The following is a 25,835-nucleotide window of genomic DNA, read 5'->3' as shown; positions in this document are numbered from 1 at the left end:
ACAATTACTAGGACGTCCTAGTAAATTCGAAGGCATGGACGCTGACGCCATAGAGGAGGGCCGCCGGCGGTGGCAGGCCCGGTACGACGCGGCGCGCAAGCGCGACGCGGACTTCACCACGCTCTCCGGTGATCCGGTGGAGCCGGTGTACGGGCCCCGGCCCGGGGACCGGTACGAGGGGTTCGAGCGGATCGGCTGGCCCGGGGAGTTCCCCTTCACGCGCGGGCTGTACCCGACCGGCTACCGGGGGCGCACGTGGACCATCCGGCAGTTCGCCGGGTTCGGGAACGCCGAGCAGACCAACGAGCGCTACAAGATGATCCTGGCCGCGGGCGGCGGAGGGCTCTCCGTCGCCTTCGACATGCCGACGCTCATGGGGCGCGACTCCGACGACCCGCGCTCGCTGGGCGAGGTCGGGCACTGCGGGGTGGCGATCGACTCGGCGGCCGACATGGACGTCCTGTTCCGGGACATCCCGCTCGGGGACGTCACCACCTCCATGACGATCAGCGGGCCGGCCGTGCCCGTCTTCTGCATGTACCTCGTCGCCGCCGAGCGGCAGGGCGTCGATCCGGCGGCGCTCAACGGCACGCTGCAGACCGACATCTTCAAGGAGTACATCGCGCAGAAGGAGTGGCTCTTCCAGCCCGAGCCCCATCTGCGGCTGATCGGCGACCTGATGGAGTACACCAGCGCCAACATCCCCGCCTACAAGCCGCTGTCCGTCTCCGGGTACCACATCCGCGAGGCCGGCGCGACGGCCGCGCAGGAGCTGGCGTACACGCTGGCGGACGGCTTCGGGTACGTGGAGCTGGGGCTCAGCCGCGGCCTGGACGTGGACGTGTTCGCGCCCGGCCTGTCCTTCTTCTTCGACGCGCACGTCGACTTCTTCGAGGAGATCGCCAAGTTCCGCGCGGCCCGGCGGATCTGGGCCCGCTGGATGCGGGACGTGTACGGGGCCAGGAGCGAGAAGGCGCAGTGGCTGCGCTTCCACACGCAGACCGCCGGTGTCTCGCTCACCGCCCAGCAGCCGTACAACAACGTCGTGCGCACCGCCGTGGAGGCGCTCGCCGCCGTGCTCGGCGGGACCAACTCCCTGCACACCAACGCCCTGGACGAGACCCTCGCACTGCCCTCCGAGCAGGCGGCGGAGATCGCCCTGCGGACCCAGCAGGTGCTGATGGAGGAGACCGGCGTCGCCAACGTGGCCGACCCGCTGGGCGGTTCGTGGTACGTCGAGCAGCTCACCGACCGGATCGAGGCCGACGCCGAGAAGATCTTCGAGCAGATCAAGGAGCGCGGGCTCAGGGCCCACCCGGACGGACGGCACCCGATCGGGCCGATGACCTCCGGGATCCTGCGGGGCATCGAGGACGGCTGGTTCACCGGCGAGATCGCCGAGTCCGCCTTCCGGTACCAGCAGGCGCTGGAGAAGGGCGACAAGAAGGTGGTGGGCGTCAACGTCCACACCGGGTCCGTCACCGGAGACCTGGAGATCCTGCGGGTCAGCCACGAGGTGGAGCGCGAGCAGGTCCGGCTGCTGCGCGAGCGCAGGGCCGCGCGGGACGAGACGGCCGTACGGTCCGCCCTGGAAGCGATGGTCGCCGCCGCCCGGTCCGACGCCAACATGATCGAGCCGATGCTGCGGGCCGTGCGGGCCGAGGCGACGCTCGGCGAGATCTGCGGGGCGCTGCGCGACGAGTGGGGCGTCTACACCGAGCCCGCCGGGTTCTGACACCGCCACCGGCCCGGTCCCGGGCCTGGGCCGCTGCCCGGCCGTCCCGGGCCCGGGACCGCCACTCGGCCGGTTCCGGGTCCGGGCGCCGTCACCCGGCGGCCGTCAGTCCTCGCAGAAGCACCCTGGTGAAGTCGCGCGCCCACGCCTCGTCGGCGGGTTCCGCGCTCACCAGGGCGCGGTGCACCACCGCGCCCGCGACCATGTCGAAGATCAGGTCCACCGTGCGGGCCGCCGCCTCCGGGTCCGCCTGCGGGGGCAGCTCGCCGCGCTGCTCGGCGCGGGCCCGGCCCGCCAGGACGAGGCGTTTCTGACGGCGCACGATCGAGGCGCGGATGCGCTCCCGCAGCGCGTCGTCCCGCGTCGACTCCGCCACCACCCCCATCAGCCCGCTGCCGGCCTCCGGGCGGGCCAGGATCGCGGCGAACTGGAGGACCACGCCCTCGATGTCGGCGGCCAGCGAGCCCCGGTCGGGCAGCCGGAGCTCGTCGAAGAGCTCCGCCACCGCGTCGACCACCAGCTCGTTCTTGCCCGCCCAGCGGCGGTAGAGGGTCGTCTTCGCCACCCCGGCGCGCGCCGCCACGTCCGACAGCGTGAGCCCGGACCAGCCCAGCTCGACCAGGGCCGCCCGGGTCGCGGCCAGGATCGCCGCGTCCGCGGCGGCACTGCGGGGACGCCCGGCGCGGCCGGCGGGGGTGCGGCTCTGCATCCCCCGACCATAACCGGCGGTTTCCGTGTGGCCGTGAGGGAGATCACCGGAAAGTGGTGTTCCGGAGGACCGCCCCCGGATTACGCTACGACTCGTAGCGAAAGCGGGGCGGCGGCGTACGTGACCGACGTACGCGCGCGGCGCACGCGAGCGACGACCACGGGCGCGGGGTGGGGACCCGGCGCCGACCGAGACGGGGCCGCCCGGCCGTGACACCACGGGCGCGATCCGGCTCGACCGCACGGGCCGGCCCCGCCCGACCACCGGGGCCCGGCTCGTCACACGCCCGGACCCGGCCGGCGCCACCGGAACGGACCGGCTTTCACACCGCTTTTCACATGCGCGCGCGGAACGGGGGAGGATAGGCGCATGCAGCCACGGAACATGTCCATGAGCGGAGTCGTCGACCTCGCCGCGGTGAAGGCGGCCCAGGAGGCCAAGGCGAAGGCGGAGCAGGCGCGCGCCGAAGCGGCCCGGCAGGGCGGCGGGCCGGGAGCCGTCTCCCCGGCCGATCTCGTCATCGACGTCAGCGAGGCCACCTTCGAGCGCGACGTCCTGCAGCGGTCCACCGAGGTCCCGGTCGTCATCGACTTCTGGGCCGAGTGGTGCCAGCCCTGCAAGCAGCTGAGCCCCGTCCTGGAGCGGCTCGCCGTCGAGTACAACGGGCGCTTCCTCCTCGCCAAGATCGACGTCGACGCCAACCAGATGCTGATGCAGCAGTTCGGCATCCAGGGGATCCCGGCCGTGTTCGCGGTCGTCGCCGGCCAGGCGCTGCCGCTCTTCCAGGGCGCCGCCGGCGAGGCGCAGATCCGGCAGACGCTGGACCAGCTGGTGGCGGTCGCCGAGCAGCGCTTCGGCCTGACCGGCCTCACCGTCGACCCGGAGGCCGAGCCCGGCGGCCAGGCCCCCGCCCAGCCGGCCGGCCCGTACGACGCCGCCCTCAACGCCGCCGCGCAGGCGCTGGACGCCGGCGACCTCGGCGGCGCGATCCAGGCGTACAAGAACGTGCTCGCCGAGGACCCCGCGCACCCCGAGGCCAAACTGGGCCTGGCCCAGGCCGAGTTGCTGCAGCGGGTGCAGGACCTGGACCCGCAGCGGGTGCGCACGGAGGCGGCCGAGAAGCCGGCCGACGTGACGGCGCAGATCGCCGCCGCCGACCTGGACCTGGTGGGCGGACACGTCGAGGACGCGTTCGGGCGGCTCATCGAGACGGTGCGGCGCACCGCGGGCGACGACCGGGACGCCGCGCGGATGCGGCTGCTGGAGCTGTTCGAGGTGGTCGGCGCCGAGGACCCGCGGGTGATCGCGGCGCGCCGGGCGCTCGCCCGGGCGCTGTTCTGACCGGGGCGACGGCCCGGTTCCGGCCGTTCCCGTACGGGGCGGACCGCTGAGACCCGAGTGGAACATCTGCCGACAGGTGGTGGACGCGGCCGCGCTTTGCCAAATCTTGGCAATCGCGGCCGCTGTTACTGCGAGTAAGTCGAGGGTTCCGGCCTGTCGGGTTCTGTCCGTTGAGTGATGGTTTTGTTCTGACCTCGGCTGACACCCAGCGTCGCCGGTCGAGGCCTGCGGGTCGTCGTTCGGTTATCCGGTCGTTACCAGTGAGTAACGAACCCCCTTGTGCCTGCGCCGAGAATGCACCACGATCGGCCACGCTCGGTCCATTCCCGTCCCCCGGCAGCCGGTCGGGTCACGGGACTTTCTGGGTCCCCACCGAGCAGAGCGGGCGGCCGTGACGCCGGCTCTTGGACAGGGGGGTCTTCGCCCTTCGGTGAAGCCTGTCCAGCAAGGTTGTGCGTGATGCGTGTCAGGCGCGACCAGTGGTTGTCGCTCGGGGGTGATCGCCGGTGATTCGGGCGCTGTCCAGCGCCGCCGAGCGCGGGCGCTCTCCTTCCCGAGGACGTAGCACTTCTCCCATCCCTGCCCGGCCGAGCCGCCGTCCGGGGGCGCGTCGGGGCCAGGAGATGTACGTCCGAGAAGGAGGAAATATGGAGTCCCAGGTGCGTGGCGGGACCAGATGGAAGCGGTTCGCCGTCGTGATGGTGCCCAGTGTGGCCGCCACGGCCGCGATAGGCGTCGCCCTGGCGCAGGGTGCTCTCGCCGCGTCGTTCAGCGTGTCGGGCCAGTCGTTCAAGGTCACGGCGAAGGAGCTCAACGGCACCGGTTTCTCGCAGTACGGGGCGATCGACCAGGGGTACACCCTCACCGGTGACGAGGTGAAGCACCCCGTGGCGGTCTCGGTGTTCGAGACCGCCCGGATCCAGAAGATGTGCCAGTCCGTCGTCACTCCGGGCATCCCGGTGCTCGGGTCCGTCAGCCTGCAGCTGACGGCGGGTGACAGCTCGAACCCGGACCGGCAGGTCTACGCCAAGAACCTGTACATCGACGTCGAGGACCTCGGCGCGGACGCCGAGTTCGGCAACATCGACATCGGCGTGGCCGGCAAGGACATCAGCCGCGGCCCCGGCATGAAGGCCGGGGAGGTCCAGAACAAGCAGGCGAACCCGTTCGGTTTCGCCCAGCAGGCGGAGACGGCCCGGCTGACGGACGTGAAGCAGACGGCGTGGGCGACCACCGCCGGAACCTTCAAGCTCCCGGGCCTGAAGATGTCGCTGAAGAAGGGCGTGCACGAGTGCTACTAGGCACTCGATGACGGGCGGGGGAGCCTGAGGCGCCCCCGCCCGTCCCCTCTTCGCCCGCCCGTGCACACACCCCCCACATCCACCTCACACACCCTCACCACAGCAACGCCGCACCAGGGAGCTGTTTTTCCATGAGCGCCGAGACTCCTGCCGCATCCGGCCAGTTCACTCGCCGGAGGCTGCAGTTCCGCGCCTGGCGGGGCACGCGGCCGTTCTGGGCCGGCCTGTTCGTCATGCTCGGTGGCTTCCCGATCATGTACTTCCCGTACGCCCACCTCCAGATCGGTCACCTGACGCTGGCGATGTCCACCACCGCGGGCGCCAGCTCCCTGGTGATCGGCGTGCTGCTGGTCGTCCTGGGCGTCAGCCTGTGGTTCCAGAAGCACATCCGGGTCTTCGCGGGCGTCGCGGCGATCCTGCTCGGGCTGGTGTCCCTCCCGGTGTCCAACTTCGGCGGCTTCGTCATCGGCTTCCTGCTCGCGCTCATCGGCGGCGCGATGGCCGTGTCGTGGGCGCCGGGCGAGGCACCCGCGCCGGAACCGGCGAAGGACGGCGCCGAGGGCACGGACGGCACGGGGGGCGCGCACGGCGCTGCCGGGAGCACCGGGAACGGGGCGGGCGAGCCGAACGATCTGTCAGGAACGAGCCCGGCCAACGGGGCGAACGGGAGGCACAGTGCCGACTGACGAGGTGACGCACGGGGCTGACGCGGAGACGCCCCGTGCGAGAACCGGGCCGCGCCACGCGGCACCCAGGAAGCCGCTGTTCACCAGGTTCCACATGCCCGCCGGCAAGGCGATGGCCATGGCCGCGATGCCGACGGCGGTCCTCATGGGGATGGGCTTCACGGCCTCCCTCGCCGTCGCCGACAACAACACGCCGTCGCCGTCGAGGACGCTGACGGCCGACGAGTACGAGAAGTGCGTCGCGGCGCTGGACCCGGAGGCGAGCGGGAGCGCCTCGGCCACGCCCTCCCCGTCGGCCTCCGCGAGCGACGGGGCGGACGACGGGGCGGACGACGCGACGCCGTCGCCCTCGGCCACGGTGGGCCCCTCGGACTCCTCGGACCCCTCGGGCTCCTCGGATCCCGCGGGCCCTTCGGGGTCCGCAGGCCCTTCGGGCTCCTCGGGCGTGGGCGACTCCGCCGGTTCCTCCGGTTCGGCCGGTTCCTCGGGTTCTCCGGGCGCCCCGGACGGCAAGGCCTCTTCGTCGGATTCAGGTTCCGACGACGAGGCCGGGTCCGCTCCGGCTCCGCCGGCCCCCGCGGGCACCTCCGCCGGGTCCGGCGGCACGGCGACGCCCGCCCCGGCGGAGCCGGCGGGCGACGGGAACCTGCTGGAGGACATCGGCGACACGATCACGGGCATCCTCACCGGCGGCCGGGGCGGCACCGCGCCGCCCTCGCCGGGCGCGCGCCCCGTGCCGGGTGCGAGCCCCGTGCCGGGTGCGAGCCCCGTGCCGGGTGCGAGCCCCGCGCCGTCGGCCCCGGAGGCCGAGGACGGCACCGGCACGGACCGGGACGCGCCGCCCTCCGGCCCCGCCGGGAAGAACCCCGGCGAGGTCGCCGGCACGGCCGGGGACGCGGCCGGGAACCCCGCCGGCAAGGGGAGCGAGGACACCGCGAAGGAGCTCGGGGAGGCGACCGGGGACACCGCGAAGGCGATGGAGGCGGTGGAGGAGGCGGTCGAGAAGGCCGTCGGCAGGGCCGCCGCGGAGCCCACGGCCACGCCCAGCCCTTCGGCGAGCCCCACCGCCGGCCCGGAGGACTGCCCGGTCGCCACCGACGCGGAGGGCGGTGTCGACAACCCGATCCCCGTGGCGGACGCCCCGTGGTACCTGGAGGCCAGCTCGCTGCTGCTCAAGGACGCGGACTACCAGGGCGTCGTCGAGGTGCGGACGGCGGGCGGGATGCGCAAGAAGGTCCTGAAGTACGTCATATCCGGCGGCACCGACATCGGCGACCTGCACCAGCTGGTGAAGGACGAGCAGTCCGGGGTCACCTACCACGTGCAGGGGGCCAAGGGCTCGACGTCGACCATCCGCGACGGCGACACCGTGATGTACACGGAGAGCATCTCCGGCAACCTGTTCGGCCTGATCCCGATCACGTTCAGCCCGGAGAACCCGCCGCCGCTGAACATCCCGCTGATCTACTTCACCGACGTGAGGGTCACGCAGGCCGCGCAGTTCGGCGGCACCCTGCACATCCCCGGGATGCACGTGTACAACACCAGGTGACGCGCCGTCACGACACCGGGTGACGCTCCGCGGCCGGTGATCCGCCGGCGCGCGTACCCGAAGCCCGCTCGGGAGCCGCACCGCCGCGGGCGCCCCCTGGCCGGAAGGGCCGGCAGGGTGCGCCCGCGGCGCCGTACGGGCGCCCGCGGCGGCTCAGTGGCGGGTGCTGCCCTCGCCCAGGTGGTGGACGCGGACCATGTTGGTGGTGCCGGGGACGCCGGGCGGCGAACCGGCCGTGATCACCACGATGTCGCCCTCGTTGAAGCGGCCCATCTTGACCATCTCCTGGTCGACCAGGTCGACCATCTCGTCGGTGCTGTTCACGAACGGCACGACGTACGGCTCCACGCCCCAGCTCAGCGTCATCTGGTTGCGGGTGGACTCGTCCGTGGTGAACGCGATGATCGGCTGGGCGGCGCGGTAGCGGCACAGCCGGCGCGCGGTGTCACCGGACTGGGTGAAGGCCACCAGGCCCTTGCCGCCGAGGAAGTCCGCGATCTCGCAGGCCGCACGGGCCACCGAACCGCCCTGCGTGCGCGGCTTCTTGCCCGGCACCAGCGGCTGCAGGCCCTTGGACAGCAGCTCCTGCTCGGCCGCCCGGACGATCTTCGACATCGTCTTGACGGTCTCGATCGGGAACGCGCCCACGCTCGACTCGGCCGACAGCATGACCGCGTCGGCGCCGTCCAGGATCGCGTTGGCCACGTCGGAGGCCTCGGCGCGGGTCGGCCGGGAGTTGGTGATCATCGACTCCATCATCTGGGTCGCGACGATCACCGGCTTGGCGTTGCGCCGGCACAGCTCGATCAGGCGCTTCTGCACCATGGGGACCTTCTCGAGCGGGTACTCGACGGCCAGGTCGCCGCGGGCGACCATGACGCCGTCGAACGCCAGCACGACGTCCTCCATGTTCTCCACCGCCTGCGGCTTCTCCACCTTGGCGATGACCGGGACGCGGCGGCCCTCCTCGTCCATGACGCGGTGCACGTCCTGAATGTCCTTGGCGTCGCGGACGAAGGACAGGGCGACCAGGTCGCAGCCCATGCGCAGGGCGAACCGCAGGTCCTCGACGTCCTTCTCGGACAGCGCCGGGACGTTCACGGCCGCGCCGGGCAGGTTGATGCCCTTGTGGTCGGAGACGACGCCGCCCTCGATGACGATCGTCTTCACCCGGGGACCGTCGACCTCGGTGACCTTCAGCTCGACGTTGCCGTCGTTGATGAGGACCTGGTCGCCCTTGGACACGTCGCCGGGCAGGCCCTTGTAGGTGGTGCCGCAGATCGTCTTGTCGCCCGGGACGTCCTCGGTGGTGATGGTGAACTCGTCACCGCGCACCAGCTCGACCGGGCCCTCGGCGAAGGTCTCCAGGCGGATCTTCGGGCCCTGCAGGTCGGCGAGGACACCGACGGCCCGGCCGGTCTCCTTGGCGGCGGCCCGGAGCCGGTCGTACCGGCCCTGGTGCTCGGCGTGCGTGCCGTGGCTGAAGTTGAAGCGGGCCACGTTCATGCCGGCTTCGATCAGCGCTACGAGCTGCTCGTGGGAGTCGACCGCGGGGCCGAGAGTACAGACGATTTTCGAACGGCGCATGGGGCGATCCTATCGGTTTGTTTCGCTACGGAATATTCCGGCTGGCGGAAGATACAAATGGGCGGCTTCACGCTCAGGCGAGTCACGCCTTTCCGTTCCTCTTTCCGACCAGTGCATAGGTCTGCGCAGCGATCTCCAGTTCCTCATCCGTCGGTACCACGGCGACCGCCACCCGCGCATGCGCGGGCGAGACGATCCGCGGCTCGTCGCCGCGCGCGGCGTTGAGCTCGGGGTCCACCGCCAGGCCCAGTCCCTCCAGGCCCGCCACGGCGGCCTCCCGCACCGGCGCCGCGTTCTCGCCGACCCCCGCGGTGAACGCGAGGGCGTCCACCCGGCCGAGCACCGCGTAATAGGCGCCTATGTACTTCTTCAGGCGGTGAATGTAGATGTCGAAGGCCAGCCGGGCCCGTTCGTCCCCTTCGTCGATACGCCGCCGGATCTCCCGCATGTCGTTGTCGCCGCACAGGCCGATCAGGCCGCTCCTCTTGTTGAGAAGAGTGTCGATCTCGTCGGCGGACATTCCGCCAACGCGCATCAAATGGAAGATGACGGCCGGGTCCATGTCTCCCGAGCGCGTACCCATCACGAGCCCTTCCAAGGGCGTCAGCCCCATGGAGGTGTCCACGCACCGGCCCGCCCGCACGGCGGAGGCGGACGCCCCGTTGCCGAGGTGCAGCACGATGACGTTGACCTCCTCCGGCGCCTTGCCGAGCAGCTCCGCCGTCGCCCGGGAGACGTAGGCGTGCGAGGTGCCGTGGAAGCCGTAGCGCCGGATGCGGTGCCGGTCGGCGGTCTCGACGTCGATGGCGTAGCGGGCAGCCGCCTCCGGCATCGTCGTGTGGAAGGCGGTGTCGAAGACGGCGACCTGCGGCAGGTCGGGCCGCAGCGCCCGGGCGGTGCGGATGCCGGTCAGGTTGGCCGGGTTGTGCAGCGGCGCCACCGGGATCAGCCGCTCGATCTCGGCGAGCACGGCGTCGTCGATCACGGTCGGCTCGGTGAACCGCTTGCCGCCGTGCACCACCCGGTGCCCGATCGCGGCCAGCTCGGGCGAGTCCAGTCCCAGCCCGTCCCTGGCCAGCTCCTCCGCGACGGCCTTCAGCGCGGCCTCGTGGTCGGCGACGGAGCCCGTCCACTCCCGGCTCCGGCCGCCGAGCGGGGTGTGCCTCAGCCGGGAGGTCTCCTCGCCGATCCGCTCGACCAGGCCCACGGCCAGCCGGCTGCGGTCGCGCATGTCGAGCAGCTGGTACTTCACCGACGAGGAGCCGGAGTTGAGGACGAGGACGCGGGGGGCGAGGGAGTCCGGGCGCGGCTCGTCGGACGGGACGGCGGGCGACGGGTGAGGGCTCACTGGGCGGCTGCCTTCTCGCTGGGGGACTGCTGGGCCTGGATCGCGGTGATGGCGACGGTGTTGACGATGTCCTGGACGAGGGCGCCCCGGGACAGGTCGTTGACGGGCTTGCGCAGGCCCTGCAGCACCGGGCCGACGGCGATCGCGCCGGCCGAGCGCTGCACGGCCTTGTAGGTGTTGTTGCCGGTGTTGAGGTCGGGGAAGACCAGCACGCTGGCCTGGCCGGCGACCTCGGAGTCCGGCAGCTTGGTCGCCGCGACGGAGGGCTCGACGGCGGCGTCGTACTGGATCGGCCCCTCGATCTTCAGGTCGGGGCGCCGGGAGCGGGCGATGCCGGTCGCCTCGCGCACCTTGTCGACGTCGGCGCCGGAGCCGGACGTGCCCGTCGAGTACGACAGCATCGCGATCCGCGGCTCGACCCCGAACTGCGCGGCGGTGGCCGCCGACTGGATGGCGATGTCGGCGAGCTGCTCGGCGTCCGGGTCGGGGTTCACGGCGCAGTCGCCGTAGACGAGGACCTTGTCCGCCAGGCACATGAAGAACACGGAGGAGACGATCGAGGAGTCCGGCCTGGTCTTGATGATCTCGAAGGCGGGGCGGATGGTCGCGGCCGTGGAGTGCACGGACCCCGACACCATGCCGTCGGCGAGGCCCTCCTGCACCATCAGGGTGCCGAAGTAGTTCACGTCGGAGACGACGTCGTAGGCCAGCTCGACGGTGACGCCCTTATGGGCGCGCAGGGCCGCGTACTTCTCGGCGAAGGAGTCGCGCAGCTCGCTGGTGGCCGGGTCGATCAGCTCGGAGCCCGCCAGGTCGACGCCGAGGTCGGCGGCCTTCTTGCGGATCAGGTCGGCGGGGCCGAGCAGGGTCAGGTCGCACACCCCGCGGCGCAGCAGCACCTCGGCCGCGTGCAGCACCCGCTCCTCGGTGCCCTCCGGCAGCACGATGCGGCGCCGGTCGGCGCGGGCCCGCTCCAGCAGCTTGTGCTCGAACATCATCGGCGTGACCCGGTCGCTGCTGGGCGCCGAGACGCGCCGGGCGAGGGCGGCGGTGTCGGTGTACCGCTCGAACAGGCCGAGCGCGGTCTCCGCCTTGCGCGGGGTGGCCGCGTTCAGCTTGCCCTCCAGGGAGAACAGCTGCTCGGCGGTCGGGAAGCTGTTGCCGGGCACCGAGATCACCGGGGTGCCGGGGGCGAGGCGGGCGGCGAGGGTCAGGATGTCGTCCCCCGGCACCTCGCCCAGGGTGAGCAGCACGCCGGCTATCGGCGGGGTGCCGGCGCTGTGCGCGGCGAGCGACCCGACGACCAGGTCGGCCCGGTCGCCGGGGGTGACGACCAGGCAGCCCGGGGTCAGGGCGCCCAGGAAGTTCGGCAGCATGGCGCCGCCGAAGACGAAGCCGAGCACGTCCCGGGCGAGCCCGGAGTCGTCGCCGAGCACCACCTTGGCGCCGAGGGCGTGCACGACCTGGGCGACGGTCGGGGCGGACAGCGCGGGCTCGTCCGGCAGCACGTGGCAGGGGACGGGGAGCCGGCCGGCGAGCTGCCCGGCGATCTCGTCCCGGTCCTCGCGGGCGACCCGGTTGGCGACCATGGCGAGGACGTCGCAGCCCAGCCCGTCGTAGGCGCGGAAGGCGTTGCGGGTCTCGGCGAGCACCGACTCGGCGCTCTGCCCGCGCCCGCCCACCACCGGGATCACGGAGGCGCCGAACTCGTTGGCGAGCCGGGCGTTGAGGGAGAGCTCGTCCGGCAGCTGGGTGCCGGCGAAGTCGGTGCCCAGGACCAGGACGACGTCGTAGTCGCGGGCGACCAGGTGGAACCGGCCGACCAGGGCGGACACCAGCTCGTCCGTGCCCTGCTCGGCCTGGAGGGCGGACGCCTCGTGGTAGTCCATGCCGTAGACCGTCGCCGGGTCCTGGGCGAGCCGGTAGCGGGCGCGCAGCAGCTCGAAGAGACGGTCGGGCCCGTCGTGGACGAGGGGACGGAAGACACCGACCCGGTCGACCTGCCGGGTCAGGAGTTCCATGACCCCCAGCTCGACGACCTGGCGGCCGTCGCCGCGGTCGATACCGGTCACGTACACGCTGCGCGTCACGCGTGCTCTCCGTTCCGTCTGTCGGGGCCGGCCGGCGGCGGGTCCGCCGGGCTGTACAGGGTGTTCCGGCCGGCGCGGCCGGTCCTCGCGTGCCCGGGACGGGGCCGGTGAAGTCCCCCTCCGGGTCACGGAAATCGCCCACCGGGGTGAGCAGAACCCTCTTGACAATACCTCCGCCGATGGATAAGGCGGCCGTTGGCGTCGGGGCGGCGACGGGCCCGGGGACGTGACAGAATCGACACTGGCTCACCGGTATCCACAGCGAGCAGGAGACACAGCACGATGCGTATCGGAGTTCTCACCGCAGGCGGCGACTGCCCCGGCCTGAACGCAGTGATCCGGTCGGTCGTGCACCGAGCGGTCGACAACTACGGCGACGAGGTCATCGGTTTCGAGGACGGCTACGCGGGCCTGCTGGACGGCCGCTACCGCCCCCTCGACCTGAACGCCGTCAGCGGCATCCTGGCCCGCGGCGGCACCATCCTCGGCTCCTCCCGGCTGGAGCGCGACCGGCTGCGCGAGGCCTGCGAGAACGCCTCCGACATGATCCACGAGTTCGGCATCGACGCCCTCATCCCGATAGGCGGCGAGGGCACGCTGACGGCGGCGCGCATGCTGTCGGACGCCGGGCTGCCGGTGGTGGGCGTGCCGAAGACGATCGACAACGACATCTCCTCCACGGACCGCACCTTCGGCTTCGACACGGCGGTCGGCGTCGCCACGGAGGCGATGGACCGCCTGAAGACCACGGCCGAGTCCCACCAGCGGGTGATGGTCGTCGAGGTCATGGGGCGGCACGCGGGCTGGATCGCCCTGGAGTCCGGCATGGCGGCCGGTGCGCACGGCATCTGCCTGCCCGAGCGTCCCTTCGACCCGGCCAACCTGGTCAAGATGGTCGAGGAGCGCTTCGCCCGCGGCAAGAAGTTCGCGGTGATCTGCGTCGCCGAGGGCGCCCACCCCGCCGACGGCACCATGGACTACGGCCACGGCGAGATCGACCAGTACGGCCACGAGCGCTTCCAGGGCATCGGCACCGCCCTCGCCCGCGAGCTGGAGCGGCGGCTCGGCAAGGAGGCCAGGCCGGTCATCCTCGGTCACGTCCAGCGCGGCGGCACGCCGACCGCGTACGACCGGGTGCTCGCCACCCGCTTCGGCTGGCACGCGGTGGAGGCCGCGCACCGCGGCGAGTTCGGGCACATGACGGCGCTGCGCGGCACGGACATCGTGATGGTGCCGCTCGCGGAGGCCGTCACCGAGCTGAAGACGGTGCCCGAGAACCGCATGGACGAGACGGAGTCGGTCTTCTAGACCGGCCCCCGGTCCCGCGGACCGGTCCCGCGGGCCGCTGCTCCAGGACGTGCGGGCCGGTCCCCGGGCTCTCGGGCCGGTCCCCGGCTCTCGGGCCGGCCCGCGGGGACCGCGCCGCTCAGCGGGACGGCGCCCGCACCCACCGGTACACCAGCTCCGGCCTCCCCACCTGCCCGTACAGCGGGTTCCGTCCCGCCCGGCCCGCGTCCACCAGGTGCTCCAGATACCGCCGGGCCGTGATCCGGGAGATGCCCACGGCCTCCGCGACACCGGCCGCCGTCAGGCCCTCCTCCGCCTCCCGCAGCGCGCCCGTGACCCGTTCCAGCGTCGGCGCGCTCAGGCCCTTCGGCAGCGCGGCCGGTCCCGGCGCGCGCAGGGCCGCCAGCGCCCGGTCCACCTCGTCCTGGCCGCTCGCCTCGCCCGCGGCCGCGCGGAACTCCGCGTACCGCACCAGCCGGTCCCGCAGCGTCGCGAACGTGAACGGCTTCAGGACGTACTGCACGACCCCCAGCGACACGCCCTCCCGCACCACCGCCAGGTCCCGCGCCGACGTCACCGCTATGACGTCCGCGTGATGCCCGGCCGCCCGCAGCGAGCGCGCCAGCTGCAGCCCGTGCACGTCCGGCAGGTGCAGATCCAGCAGCAGCAGGTCCACCGCCGTGCGGTCGAGCACGCGCCGCGCCTCCGCGCCCGTACGGGCGGTGCCGACGGCGGTGAAGCCCGGCACCCGGCCGACGTACATCACGTGCGCGTCGGCGGCCACGGGGTCGTCCTCCACGACCAGGACGCGAATGGGCTGCTCGGTCGTCATCTGCCGCCTCCGCCCCCACGGACCGCGCCCTCCGGCCGGGGCCGCCCCGCCGCCGCGGGCCCGCCCCCGGCCCGCAGCGGCAGCCGCGCCTCGAACACCGCCCCGCCCTCGTCGGCCCGCGTCACCGTCAGCGTCCCCGCGTGCCGGTGCACCGCCTGGCGGACCAGCGCGAGGCCCAGGCCCCGGCCGCCCGGGCCCGCCGGCTTGGTGGAGAAGCCGCGCCGGAAGACCGCCTCGGCGTGTGCGGGGTCGACGCCGTCGCCCGTGTCCGACACGCGCAGCACCAGTTCCGCGCCCGCCTCGGCGTCTTCGGCGTCTTCGGCGTCTTCGGTGTATGCCGTCACCGTCACCCGCGCCCGGACGCTGCCCTGCGCCGCGTCCACCGCGTTGTCGATCAGGTTGCCCAGGATCGTCACCAGGTCCCGCGCGGGCAGCGCCTCGGTCAGCAGCCCGTCGTCCAGGCGGCTGTCCCCGGACACCTCCAGCTCCACGCCCCGCTCGTTGGCCTGGGCCGTCTTGCCGAGCAGCAGCGCGGCCAGCACCGGCTCGCTCACCGCCGCCACCACCTGGTCGGTCAGCGCCTGCGCCAGCTCCAGCTCCGCCGTCGCGAACTCCACCGCCTCCTCGGCGCGGCCCAGCTCGATCAGCGAGACCACCGTGTGCAGGCGGTTCGCCGCCTCGTGGGCCTGGGAGCGCAGCGCCTGGGTGAAGCCGCGCTCCGAGTCCAGCTCGCCCATCAGGGACTGCAGCTCGGTCACGTCGCGCAGGGTCACGACCGTGCCGCGGCGCTCGCCGCCGGAGACCGGCGAGGTGTTCACCACCAGGACGCGGTCCGCCGTGAGATGGACCTCGTCCACCCGCGGCCGGGACGACAGCAGCGCCCCGGTCAGCGGCCCCGGAAGGCCGAGCTCGGTGACCGACCGGCCCACCACGTCGCCGGACACCCCCAGCAGTTCCCGCCCCCCGTCGTTGATCAGCGCCACCCGGTACTGCCCGTCCAGCATCAGCAGCCCCTCGCGCACCGCGTGCAGCGCGGCCTGGTGGTAGTCGTGCATCCGGCTCAGCTCGGCCGCGTTCATGCCGTGGGTGTGGCGGCGCAGCCGGGCGTTGACGACGTACGTGCCGACCGCGCCCAGCGCGAGCGCGCCCGCCGCGACGCCGGTCAGCGCGACGACCTGGCTCCGCACCCGCTCGGTGATCGCCTCGACCCGGATGCCCGCGCTGACCAGGCCGACGATCCGCTCCCCGTCCCGGACCGGGGTGACCGCGCGGACCGAGGGGCCGAGCGTGCCGGTGTAGGTCTCGGTGAAGGTCCGGCCGCGCAGGGCCTCCTCGGTGTGGCCCAGGAAGCGCCCGCCGATCCGTTCCCGGTCGGGGTGGGTCCAGCGGATGCCCCGCGGACTCATGATCGTGACGAAGTCCACGTCGGTGTCCCGCATCACGCGCAGCGCGTACGGCTGGAGCTCGGCGGTCGGGTCCGGGGTGCGGATCGCCTCCCGCACGGAGGGCGAGTCGGCGACCGCGCGGGCCACAGCCACGGCCTGCCGGCCCGCGGCCTCCTCGGCCTGGCTGCGGTCGCTGAGGTAGGTGAACAGCGCGTACCCGGCCACGACGACCGCTATCAGCACGGCCTGCATGGCGAAGAGCTGGCCCGCCAGACTGCGGGGGCGCGGGATCGGGATGCGCATGTCGTCAGTCTGCCTCTTGGCTGATTGTGAACTAAATGAACGGAAGGGTGACCGCGCTCACAGGACGGGAGATAGTCACGGCATTCCCCGAACCGCATCCCCCGGGAGCACCCGCTCCCGGACACCCCCGGACGTGAGCCGCACGCCGGTGATGCCGACGACGTCGTCAAGGAGGGCCGCCGTGACCAGCGCAGCCGATACGGCACCTGCCGCACCCCGTGCCGGACGGGACCGCACGCACTATCTCTACATCGCGGTGATCGTCGCGGTCGCCCTCGGTATCGCCGTCGGGCTGGCCGCGCCCGACTTCGCGGTCGAGCTGAAGCCGATCGGCACCGGCTTCGTGAACCTGATCAAGATGATGATCTCGCCGATCATCTTCTGCACGATCGTGCTCGGCATCGGCTCGGTGCGCAAAGCCGCCAAGGTCGGGGCCGTCGGCGGTATCGCCCTGGTCTACTTCCTGGTGATGTCGCTGGTCGCGCTCGCCATCGGCCTGGTCGTCGGCAACGTCCTGGAGCCCGGCACGGGCCTGGCGGTCACCGACGCCGTGCGCGAGACGGGCCACGCGCAGGTCGACGCGGAGGCCAAGGACACCACCGAGTTCCTGCTCGGCATCATCCCGACCACGATCGTCTCCGCCTTCACCCAGGGCGAGGTCCTGCAGACCCTGCTGATCGCCCTGCTCGCCGGCTTCGCGCTGCAGGCCATGGGCCCGGCCGGACAGCCGGTCCTGCGCGGCATCGAGCACATCCAGCGCCTCGTCTTCCGCATCCTGGCGATGGTGATGTGGGCCGCCCCGATCGGCGCCTTCGGCGCGATCGCCGCCGTCACCGGCTCGGCCGGCGTGGACGCGCTCAAGAGCCTCGCCGTGCTGATGCTCGGCTTCTACGTCACCTGCGTGCTGTTCGTCTTCGTCGTGCTCGGCGCGCTGCTGCGGATCGTCTCCGGCGTGAACGCCTTCTCGCTCTTCAAGTACCTGGGACGCGAGTTCCTGCTGATCCTGTCCACCTCCTCCTCCGAGTCCGCGCTGCCGCGGCTGATCGCGAAGATGGAGCACCTGGGCGTCAGCAAGCCGGTGGTCGGCATCACCGTCCCGACCGGCTACTCCTTCAACCTCGACGGCACCATGATCTACATGACCATGGCCTCGCTGTTCATCGCCGACGCCATGGGCACGCCGATGTCGGTCGGCGAGCAGATCCCGCTGCTGCTCTTCCTGCTGGTCGCCTCCAAGGGCGCCGCCGGCGTCACCGGCGCGGGCCTGGCGACCCTGGCCGGCGGTCTGCAGTCGCACAAGCCGGCCCTGGTGGACGGCATCGGCCTGATCGTCGGCATCGACCGCTTCATGAGCGAGGCCCGCGCCCTGACCAACTTCGCGGGCAACGCCGTCGCCACCGTCCTGATCGGCACCTGGACGAAGGAGATCGACAAGGCGCGGGTCGAGCAGGTCCTCGCCGGGCGGATCCCCTTCGACGAGAAGACCCTCCTGGACGACGGCCACGGCGGCCACGACGGTCATGACGGCCACGGCGGCGAGACCCCGGCCGAGGCGCCGGAGCGGGGCGGCGAGAAGGAACTGGCCAAGGCCTGAGAAGCTTCGGCCCGGACATGCCCCGGGCGGCCGAGACGCTCCCCCCGTCGCTCGGCCGCCCGGCTCCGCCACCAGCCCGGTGGCCGGAAAGGCGGGTCCGCCCGCCGCGGTCGGTATGCGACCGCGGCGGGCGGACCCGCCTTTCCGCGTTCCCGGCGGGCCGCCGGGAACGGCCTGCCGGCGCGCGTTATGCCGCCGGAGCCGGAACGGCGGGCGGCGGACGGAAGGCGGCCCCGGCCGGTCCGCCGCCCTTGCCCTGACGCCGACGTCAAGGCTTACGGTCGTCGGCATGCGAATCGGTGAGCTGGCCGCACGGGCCGGGACCACGACGCGGGCGCTGCGCTACTACGAGTCGCGGGGGCTGCTGCCCGCGCGGCGCGGCGAGAACGGACACCGCAGGTACGACGAGTCCGACCTGAGGCTGCTGCGGCAGATCAGGGCGTTGCAGGACGTCGGGTTCGGCCTGGAGGAGACGCGGCCCTTCGTGGAGTGTCTGCGGGCCGGGCACCCGCAGGGCGACTCGTGCCCGGCGTCGCTCGCGGTCTACCGGCGCAAGCTGGCGGAACTGGACGGATTGATCGAGGAGCTGAGGGCCGCGCGGGACAAGGTCGCGGCGCAGCTGACGAAGGCCGAACTGGCGGCCGGGGCGACGGTTCCGGGAGGTCCGGAACCGGTGTGCGAACTGGGAGGGCGGAAGCTGTGAGCAGGGCTGCGGGCGTGACGGAGGTGACCGACGCGGACTTCGCGGCGGAGGTGATCGGCTCCGGGCTGCCGGTACTGGTGGAGTTCACCGCCGACTGGTGCCCGCCGTGCCGCCAGATGGCGCCGGTGCTGAGCGCCCTCGCGGCCGAGGAGGACGGGCGCCTGAAGGTGGTCCAGCTGGACGTGGACCGCAACCCGGCGACCACCAACGCCTACCGGGTGCTGTCGATGCCGACGTTCATGGTGTTCCGGGACGGGGAGCCGGTGAGGTCGATGGTGGGGGCGCGGCCCAAGCGCAGGCTGCTGGAGGAAGTGGCCGAGGTGCTGTAGCGGGGCCTCACCGGCTCCGGACGCCCGGACACGAAGAAATCCCCCGGAAATTGCGCCCGGGGGATTTCCTTGCGTATTCTCATTGATTCGCGACTTCGAGTCGGCCGAGAAGTCGACCGCGGCGCGGAGAAGTTCAGTACGCATAGTATATCCGGGCGGGAGCGGAATTGTCAAACACCGAATTTCCGGACGATGAATTCCGGCAGGAGCAGAAATTCATCGACGAGCTGTACGCGCGCGTGGACGCGCTGCGCGGCGACACCGAGGCCGGCGTCACGGACGCGCTCGCCCAGGGCCACACGCCCATGCAGGCCCGGCTGGAACGGGACATCCTCGTCGCCGAGCGCTCGGGGCTGCTCGCCGCGCTGAACGCGGTGGACGGCTCCCTGTGCTTCGGCCGCATCGACCTCGCCTCGGGCGCCAGCCACCACATCGGCCGCATCGGGCTGCGCGCCGACGACGCCGAGCACACCCCGATCCTGATCGACTGGCGGGCCGAGGTCGCCCGCCCCTTCTACCTGGCCACCGGCCACACCCCGCTGGGGCTGAGGCGCCGCCGCCACATCTCCACCGACGGCCGCCGGGTCACCGCCCTGCACGACGAGATCCTCGACCTCGGCGACGCGACCCGCACCGGCCACGAGGACCCCAGCGGCGACGCGGTGCTGCTCGCCGCGCTGAACTCCGCGCGCACCGGCCGCATGGGCGACATCGTGCGGACCATCCAGGCCGACCAGGACCGCATCATCCGCGCCCCGCACCGCGGCGTGCTGGTCGTCGAGGGCGGCCCCGGTACCGGCAAGACGGCCGTCGCGCTGCACCGCGCCGCCTACCTCCTCTACGAGCACCGGGAACTGCTCGCCAAGCGGGCCGTCCTCATCGTCGGCCCGAACCCGGCGTTCCTCGGCTACATCGGCGAGGTGCTGCCCTCGCTGGGCGAGACGGGCGTGCTGCTGGCGACCGTCGGGGAGCTGTTCCCCGGCGTGAAGGCGACGGCCGCCGACACCCCCGAGGCCGCCGCCGTGAAGGGCCGCGCGGAGATGGCCGACGTGCTCGCCGAGGTCGTCCGCAGCCGGCAGGCGCTGCCCGACCCGGTCATCGCGATCGAGCACGACCGCGAGATCCTCATGCTGGACGACGGCCTGGTGCGCGTGGCCCGCGAGCGCGCCCGCGCCGCGAAGCTGCCGCACAACCTCGCGCGCGAGCACTTCGAGGGCCACATCCTCAACACGCTCACCGACCTGTACGCCGAACGCATCGGCACCGACCCCTACGACGGCTCCAGCCTGCTCGACGCGAGCGACCTCACCCAGATCCGCGACGAACTCGCCGAGAACCCCGAGGTCTGGGCCGCCATCGACCAGCTGTGGCCGAGACTCACCCCGCAGCAGCTCGTCGCGGACTTCCTCGCCGCCCCCGAGGACTTCCTCCCCGCCGAGGACGCGGACGCCGTCCGCCGCCCGGTGACCCGGCGGTGGACCGTGGCGGACGTGCCCCTGCTCGACGAGGCGGCCGAACTCCTCGGCGAGGACGACCGGGCGGCGCGCGAGCGCGCGGAACGGGAACGGCGGGAGCGGATCGCCTACGCCCAGGGCGTGCTGGACGTGTCGTACGCGTCCCGGACGTACGAGTTCGAGGACAAGGAGGAGGACGACCCCGAGGCGTCGGAGGTGCTGTCCGCGCACGACATCATCGACGCCGAGCGGTTCGCCGAGCGCCAGGAGGAGGAGGACCACCGCAGCGCCGCCGAGCGCGCGGCGGCCGACCGCACCTGGGCGTTCGGGCACATCATCGTCGACGAGGCGCAGGAGCTGTCGCCGATGGCGTGGCGGCTGCTCATGCGGCGCTGCCCGACCCGCTCGATGACCCTGGTCGGCGACCCCGCGCAGACGGCCGAGGCGGCCGGCGTCGGCTCCTGGGCGAAGATCCTCGAACCCTATGTCGAGGACCGCTGGGAGCACACCCGCCTCGGCGTCAACTACCGCACCCCCGCCGAGATCATGGAGGTGGCGGCGGCCGTGGTCCGTGCCGAGCACCCGGACTTCGAACCGCCGAGCTCCGTGCGCTCGGCGGGGGTGCGGCCCTGGGTCCGCGCCGCCGACGACCTTCCGGGCGCCGTCGCCGAGGCCGTGCAGGAGCTGACCCCCGCCGAGGGACGGCTCGCGGTGATCGCGCCGCGCGACCTCCACCGGCGGCTGGCGGCCCGGCTGGACGGCGTGACGGCGGGTGCGGAGCCGGACCTGACCCGCACGGTCGTCCTGCTGGACCCGCGCCAGGCCAAGGGCCTGGAGTTCGACTCCGTCCTGGTCGTCGAACCCGGCCGGTACGGCACCAGCGACCTGTACGTCGCGCTGACGCGGGCCACCCAGCGGCTGGGCGTGCTGCACACCGGCGACCTGCCGAAGGCGCTGGCGGACGCCTTCGCGGACGGCTCCGGGACCGAGGGGTAGCGGAGCCCGTCAGGCCGGGCGCAGCCACACCGTGGCCAGCGGCGGCAGCGTCAGACGGATGCTGGCCGGGCGGCCGTGCCAGCCCTGCGGCTCGGGCTTGACCGGGTCGGGGTTGGTCACGTCGCTGCCGCCGTAGCGCGCGGCGTCGGTGTTCAGGACCTCGTGCCAGGCCGGCACGTCGTCGGGGACGCCGAGACGGTAGTCGTGGCGGACCACGGGGGAGAAGTGCGACACCGCCAGCAGGGGGGCGCCGTCCGCGTCGAACCGCAGGAAGGCGAGGACGTTGTCCTCGGCGGCGTCCCCCACCACCCACTGGAAGCCGGCCGGGTCGGTGTCGTACTGCCACAGGGCGGGGGTGGCGCGGTAGACGGTGTTGAGGTCGCGGACCAGGTCCCTGACCCCCCGGTGGTCCGGTTCGGCGCCGTAGCCCGGGTCGAGCAGCCACCAGTCGGGGCCGTGCGCCTCGGACCACTCCGCGCCCTGCGCGAACTCCTGCCCCATGAACAGCAGCTGCTTGCCCGGGTGCGCCCACATGAAGCCCAGGTAGGCGCGGTGGTCGGCGCGCTGCTGCCACCAGTCGCCCGGCATCTTCGACACCAGCGAGCCCTTGCCGTGCACGACCTCGTCGTGGGAGATCGGCAGCACGTAGTTCTCGCTGTAGGCGTACACCATCGAGAAGGTCATCTCGTGGTGGTGGTACTTGCGGTGGACCGGCTCGTGGCTCATGTACTGCAGCGAGTCGTGCATCCAGCCCATGTTCCACTTCAGCCCGAACCCGAGCCCGCCGAAGCCGCTGGGGCCCTTGTGGTGGGTGGCCCGGGTGACGCCGTCCCAGGCGGTGGACTCCTCCGCGATCGTCACCACGCCGGGGCACCGCCGGTAGACGGTCGCGTTCATCTCCTGCAGGAACGCCACCGCGTCCAGGTTCTCCCGGCCGCCGCGCTCGTTGGGGGTCCACTGGCCCGGTTCGCGCGAGTAGTCGAGGTAGAGCATCGAGGCGACGGCGTCCACGCGCAGCCCGTCGATGTGGAACTCCTCGCACCAGTACACGGCGTTGGCGACGAGGAAGTTGCGCACCTCGTTGCGGCCGAAGTCGAACTCCAGGGTGCCCCAGTCGGGGTGGGCGGCGCGCAGCGGGTCCGCGTGCTCGTACAGGGGGCGGCCGTCGAACTCGGCGAGCGCCCAGTCGTCGCGCGGGAAGTGGGCCGGCACCCAGTCCATGATCACGCCGATCCCGGCCTGGTGCAGGCGGTCCACGAGGTACTTGAAGTCGTCGGGGGTGCCCAGCCGGGCGGTGGGGGCGTAGAAACCGGTGACCTGGTAGCCCCAGGAGCCGCCGAAGGGGTGCTCGGCGACCGGCATCAGCTCCACGTGCGTGAACCCCAGGTCCTTGACGTAGGCGGGCAGCTGCTCGGCCAGCCGGCGGTACGTCAGCCCGGGGCGCCAGGACGGCAGGTGCACCTCGTACACCGACAGGGGCGCCTCGTGCGCCGGGGTCCCGGCCCGCTCGGCCAGCCACTCCTCGTCGCCCCACTCGTAGTGCGAGGCGTGCACGATGGAGGAGGTGGCCGGCGGGACCTCGGTGCGGCGGGCCAGCGGGTCGGCGCGCAGCGTCCTGGAGCCGTCGGGGCGGGTGATCTCGAACTTGTACAGCTCGCCCTCCCCGATGCCGGGCACGAACAGCTCCCACACGCCGGAGGAGCCGAGCGACCGCATCGGGAAGCCGGTGCCGTCCCAGAAGTTGAAGGTGCCGGCCACCCGCACCCCGCGCGCGTTCGGCGCCCACACCGCGAACCGGGTGCCGGTCACGCCCTGGTGGGTCATCGGGTGCGCGCCGAGCGCCCGCCACAGCTGCTCGTGCCGGCCCTCACCGATCAGGTGCAGGTCGAAGTCGCCCAGCGTGGGCAGGAAGCGGTACGCGTCCTCGGTGTCCAGGACCGTCCCCTCGTACTCCACCAGCAGCCGGTAGGCCGGGACCTCCGTCAGTGGCAGCAGCCCGGAGAAGAACCCGTCCCCGTCGTCGTGCAGCTCGGCCCGCACCTCCCCGGAGACGACGGTCACCGATCGCGCGTACGGCCGGAACGCCCGGAAGGCGACCCCGCCCGGCACCGGGTGGGCGCCGAGCACGGAGTGCGGATCGTGGTGCGTGCCGTGCAGCAGCCGCTCCCGGTCACCGGCGTCGAGAGCGGGGGAGACGGCGACCTCCAGCGGCTCGGCGAGGACGGGCTCCGCCGCCGCGGCCGCCTTCGCCGGCGCGGTGGCCTTCCGCGCGGCCGCCTTCTTGGCCGGTGCCTTCTTGGCCGTCGTCTTCCTCGCCGTCGTCCTCCCGGCCGTCGTCTCCGCGGCCACCGGCTCCCGCACCGCGGCCTGCCGGGCCGCCGTCCTCCCCGCGGCGGCCTTCTGGGCGGTCTTCTTCGCGGTGGCCTTCTTGGCAGCGGTCTCCTCGGCCGCGGCCTTCTTCGCGACGGTCTTCTCCGCCGCCGTCCGCTGCGCCGCGGTCTTCTTGGCCGGCGTCTTCTTGGCCGCGGTCTTCTTCGCCGCGGTCTTCCCGGCGGCGGCCTTCTGGGCCGGAACCCCCTGCGCGGCGGTCTTCCGCGCCGCCGTCCTCCTGGTCGTGGCCTGCTCCGGCAGCGCGGCCTCCGGCGCGGCCTCCGCGGCCTTCGCCGCCGTCTTCCGCGTCGCTTTCTGCGCCGTCTTCCCGGCGGCGGCTGCCGTCTTCTTCGCGGCTGCCGTCTTCTTCGTGGCCGCCGGCTGCTCGGCGCCGGCCTCCTCGGCCGTCTTCTTCGGGTGCGGACCGCTGGACGGAGGGCGGGGGGTCACGGACGGAGCCTCCTCGGCGAGGATCGGGTCGGGTGGATCGGGTCAGACGCCGGCGGTGGCCAGGCGGCGCACCGCCGACAGCGGGACCGGGAGCCAGTCGGGGCGGTGCCGCGCCTCGTACACGACTTCGTAGATCGCCTTGTCCGTCTCGTAGGCGCGCAGCATCACCGGGTCGGTGCGCGGATCCCGGCCGCTCACCTCCGCGTACCCGGAGCAGTACGCGGCCCGGCACGTCTCGGCCCAGCCCGGCACGGGCGACTCGGCCGAGTGCGCGGCGTAGTCGAAGGAGCGGAGCATGCCCGCGATGTCCCGCACCGGCGGCTGCGGCATGCGCCGCTCGGCCAGCGGCCGGGCCGGCTCGCCCTCGAAGTCGATCAGGGACCACTCGCCGGACGGGGAGCGCAGGCACTGGCCGAGGTGCAGGTCGCCGTGCACGCGCTGGGCGGTCCAGGTGTGCCCCTCGGCGGCCAGGTCGTCCAGCGCCGTGAACGCCGAGCGCAGCCCGGGCGCGTACGGCCGCAGCACGGGCACCGCCTGGACGGCCGCCTCCAGCCGCTCGACCATGCCCTCCACCAGCTGCCGCAACTGGCTGTGGCCCAGGGTGACGGTGGGCAGGGCACGGGCGAGCGCGGTGTGCACCTCGGCGGTGGCCCGCCCCAGCGCCCGCGCCTCCGCGGCGAAGTCCTCGCCCTTGGCCAGCTCCCGCAGCGCCAGCTCCCAGCCGTCCGTCGCGCCCTGCACGTACGGCTGGAGCACGCCGAGGACCCACGGCCGGCCCGCCAGGTCCGCCGTCATCCACGCGGTGGGCGCCGGGACCCGGGGGCAGCCCGCGCGGGCCAGCGCCAGCGGCAGCTCCAGGTCGGGGTTGACGCCGGGCACGATCCGGCGCAGCAGCTTGAGGATGAACGTATCTCCGTAGACGACCGAGGAGTTCGACTGCTCGGCGGTCATCAGGCGGGGCACCAGACCGGTGCGGATCTCCTGGTCCGTCTCCCGCTCGAAACGCAGCCGGCCGATGCGCGCCCGGGTGCGCAGCGCCTCCAGGAGCACCTCGGCGGGCCGGGCGTCGTACAGGGCGTCGTAGACGGTCCGTCCGGCCAGCGGTCCCTCGGTCACATGGCCGATGAGCGCGGGCGCCAGCCTGGGGGGCAGCGCCTCGCGCACGCCTATGAGCAGCTGGTAGCAGTCGCCGGGCTGCTCGGGCGCGCCGGGGGCGGGCACGAGCGGCTGGTGGGCGCGCACCAGCAGGTGGTACAGGCCCAGGCGGGAGACGGGGGCGCCGCCCTGCCCGAGCGGCGCCGGGAGCCTGGGGGACGGCAGCAGCTCGGTGGCCGCGACCAGCGAGAACCCGGTGACCGGTCGGCCCTTGCCCGCGAACCAGCGCTGCCGCGGCAGCCACTCGCGCAACAGGGGATCCAGTGACGCCAGGAGGCCGGGCGAAGCGGTGACGGTAGGGGTGGCGGCTTCCGACATGGGTGTCGCGTCCTTTCCCCGGGTCGGCGCGGTGTTACTGTCGCGTGCCCCGGGGCGGGGCGGGGGAAACCGCCCCGCCCCGGGGTTCTACGCGGCGTCCTTGCGGAGCCGGAACCAGTAGAAGCCGTGGCCACCGAGGGTGAGCAGATACGGCAGTTCGCCGATGGCCGGGAAGCGCACCCCGCCGAACAGCTCGACCGGGTGGCGCCCTTCGAAGGCGCTCAGATCCAGCTCCGTGGGCTGCGCGAAACGCGAGAAGTTGTTCACGCACAGCACCAGGTCGTCCTCGTACTCCCGCAGGAAGGCCAGG

The 25,835-nt window shown here is 72.9% G+C and carries 19 protein-coding genes; 10 read left to right on the top strand and 9 right to left on the bottom strand.

The features are described 5' to 3' along the window. Positions 1 to 34: 34 nt before the first annotated feature. Positions 35 to 1,735, top strand: coding sequence for a coenzyme B12-dependent isobutyryl-CoA mutase large subunit (gene icmA / locus ABD363_RS14980; RefSeq protein ID WP_344603517.1), 1,701 nt, complete (start codon positions 35 to 37; stop codon positions 1,733 to 1,735). Positions 1,736 to 1,826: 91 nt separating this feature from the next. Here icmA and ABD363_RS14975 read toward each other — a convergent pair whose 3' ends face one another. Beyond that, positions 1,827 to 2,444, bottom strand: coding sequence for a TetR/AcrR family transcriptional regulator (locus ABD363_RS14975; protein WP_344603515.1), 618 nt, complete (start codon positions 2,442 to 2,444; stop codon positions 1,827 to 1,829). A gap of 369 nt (positions 2,445 to 2,813) precedes the next feature. Here ABD363_RS14975 and ABD363_RS14970 point away from each other — a divergent pair, with 369 nt between their 5' ends. The 4 genes from ABD363_RS14970 to ABD363_RS14955 all read left to right on the top strand — a co-directional run bounded on the left by ABD363_RS14970 (position 2,814) and on the right by ABD363_RS14955 (position 7,324). Further along, positions 2,814 to 3,785 (top strand): tetratricopeptide repeat protein, encoded by a 972-nt coding sequence (locus ABD363_RS14970; protein ID WP_344603513.1) that lies wholly within the window; start codon positions 2,814 to 2,816, stop codon positions 3,783 to 3,785. A 647-nt stretch (positions 3,786 to 4,432) separates the two neighbouring features. After that, positions 4,433 to 5,086 (top strand): DUF6230 family protein, encoded by a 654-nt coding sequence (locus ABD363_RS14965; protein ID WP_344603511.1) that lies wholly within the window; start codon positions 4,433 to 4,435, stop codon positions 5,084 to 5,086. A 131-nt stretch (positions 5,087 to 5,217) separates the two neighbouring features. Continuing rightward, positions 5,218 to 5,772 carry a DUF6114 domain-containing protein gene (locus tag ABD363_RS14960; RefSeq protein WP_344603509.1) on the top strand — a complete coding sequence of 185 codons (555 nt, stop codon included), beginning with the start codon at positions 5,218 to 5,220 and terminating at the stop codon, positions 5,770 to 5,772. A 94-nt stretch (positions 5,773 to 5,866) separates the two neighbouring features. After that, a complete protein-coding gene (locus tag ABD363_RS14955) occupies positions 5,867 to 7,324 on the top strand; it encodes a hypothetical protein (protein ID WP_344603507.1) in 1,458 nt (485 codons plus the stop codon). Between the two features lie 153 nt (positions 7,325 to 7,477). On the opposite strand, the gene pyk is transcribed toward ABD363_RS14955, so the two are convergent. From pyk to pta, 3 genes are all read right to left on the bottom strand, one after another. Next, positions 7,478 to 8,911 carry a pyruvate kinase gene (pyk, locus tag ABD363_RS14950; RefSeq protein ID WP_344603505.1) on the bottom strand — a complete coding sequence of 478 codons (1,434 nt, stop codon included), beginning with the start codon at positions 8,909 to 8,911 and terminating at the stop codon, positions 7,478 to 7,480. A gap of 82 nt (positions 8,912 to 8,993) precedes the next feature. After that, complete coding sequence (locus ABD363_RS14945) at positions 8,994 to 10,259, bottom strand: acetate kinase (RefSeq protein ID WP_344603503.1); 1,266 nt, start codon at positions 10,257 to 10,259, stop codon at positions 8,994 to 8,996. Continuing rightward, a complete protein-coding gene (gene pta, locus ABD363_RS14940; protein ID WP_344603501.1) occupies positions 10,256 to 12,349 on the bottom strand; it encodes a phosphate acetyltransferase in 2,094 nt (697 codons plus the stop codon). The genes ABD363_RS14945 and pta overlap by 4 nt, the downstream gene beginning before the upstream one ends. A gap of 282 nt (positions 12,350 to 12,631) precedes the next feature. On the opposite strand from pta, the gene ABD363_RS14935 reads away from it, so the two are divergent. After that, the gene (locus ABD363_RS14935; protein WP_344603499.1) at positions 12,632 to 13,657 is read left to right on the top strand and encodes an ATP-dependent 6-phosphofructokinase; all 1,026 of its coding nucleotides are present in this window, start codon (positions 12,632 to 12,634) and stop codon (positions 13,655 to 13,657) included. Between the two features lie 118 nt (positions 13,658 to 13,775). Here ABD363_RS14935 and ABD363_RS14930 read toward each other — a convergent pair whose 3' ends face one another. After that, positions 13,776 to 14,468: a response regulator gene (locus tag ABD363_RS14930; RefSeq protein WP_344603497.1), complete on the bottom strand. Its 693-nt coding sequence runs from the start codon at positions 14,466 to 14,468 to the stop codon at positions 13,776 to 13,778. Next, positions 14,465 to 16,156, bottom strand: coding sequence for a sensor histidine kinase (locus ABD363_RS14925; protein WP_344603495.1), 1,692 nt, complete (start codon positions 16,154 to 16,156; stop codon positions 14,465 to 14,467). The genes ABD363_RS14930 and ABD363_RS14925 overlap by 4 nt, the downstream gene beginning before the upstream one ends. 181 nt (positions 16,157 to 16,337) lie before the next feature. Here ABD363_RS14925 and ABD363_RS14920 point away from each other — a divergent pair, with 181 nt between their 5' ends. The 4 genes from ABD363_RS14920 (at position 16,338) to ABD363_RS14905 (ending at position 21,232) form a co-directional block, all read left to right on the top strand. Further along, the gene (locus ABD363_RS14920; protein ID WP_344603493.1) at positions 16,338 to 17,750 is read left to right on the top strand and encodes a cation:dicarboxylate symporter family transporter; all 1,413 of its coding nucleotides are present in this window, start codon (positions 16,338 to 16,340) and stop codon (positions 17,748 to 17,750) included. Positions 17,751 to 18,039: 289 nt separating this feature from the next. Next, positions 18,040 to 18,453 carry a MerR family transcriptional regulator gene (locus ABD363_RS14915; RefSeq protein ID WP_344603491.1) on the top strand — a complete coding sequence of 138 codons (414 nt, stop codon included), beginning with the start codon at positions 18,040 to 18,042 and terminating at the stop codon, positions 18,451 to 18,453. A gap of 14 nt (positions 18,454 to 18,467) precedes the next feature. Continuing rightward, positions 18,468 to 18,782, top strand: a complete 315-nt coding sequence (locus ABD363_RS14910) for a thioredoxin family protein (RefSeq protein ID WP_344603704.1) — start codon at positions 18,468 to 18,470, stop codon at positions 18,780 to 18,782. Between the two features lie 149 nt (positions 18,783 to 18,931). Continuing rightward, positions 18,932 to 21,232, top strand: coding sequence for a HelD family protein (locus ABD363_RS14905; RefSeq protein WP_344603702.1), 2,301 nt, complete (start codon positions 18,932 to 18,934; stop codon positions 21,230 to 21,232). A gap of 9 nt (positions 21,233 to 21,241) precedes the next feature. Here the strand turns inward: ABD363_RS14905 and glgB are convergent, their stop codons facing one another. From glgB to ABD363_RS14890, 3 genes are all read right to left on the bottom strand, one after another. Continuing rightward, complete coding sequence (glgB, locus tag ABD363_RS14900; RefSeq protein ID WP_344603489.1) at positions 21,242 to 24,052, bottom strand: 1,4-alpha-glucan branching enzyme; 2,811 nt, start codon at positions 24,050 to 24,052, stop codon at positions 21,242 to 21,244. A gap of 42 nt (positions 24,053 to 24,094) precedes the next feature. Further along, positions 24,095 to 25,525, bottom strand: coding sequence for a maltokinase N-terminal cap-like domain-containing protein (locus ABD363_RS14895; RefSeq protein WP_344603487.1), 1,431 nt, complete (start codon positions 25,523 to 25,525; stop codon positions 24,095 to 24,097). Positions 25,526 to 25,612: 87 nt separating this feature from the next. After that, a partial coding sequence (locus tag ABD363_RS14890; protein WP_344603485.1) for an alpha-glucosidase C-terminal domain-containing protein occupies positions 25,613 to 25,835 on the bottom strand: 223 nt, incomplete at its 5' end.

This window comes from Streptomyces glaucus, from assembly GCF_039533365.1.
Classification (GTDB): domain Bacteria; phylum Actinomycetota; class Actinomycetes; order Streptomycetales; family Streptomycetaceae; genus Streptomyces; species Streptomyces glaucus.
This window is presented reverse-complemented; position numbering and strand designations above follow the sequence as displayed.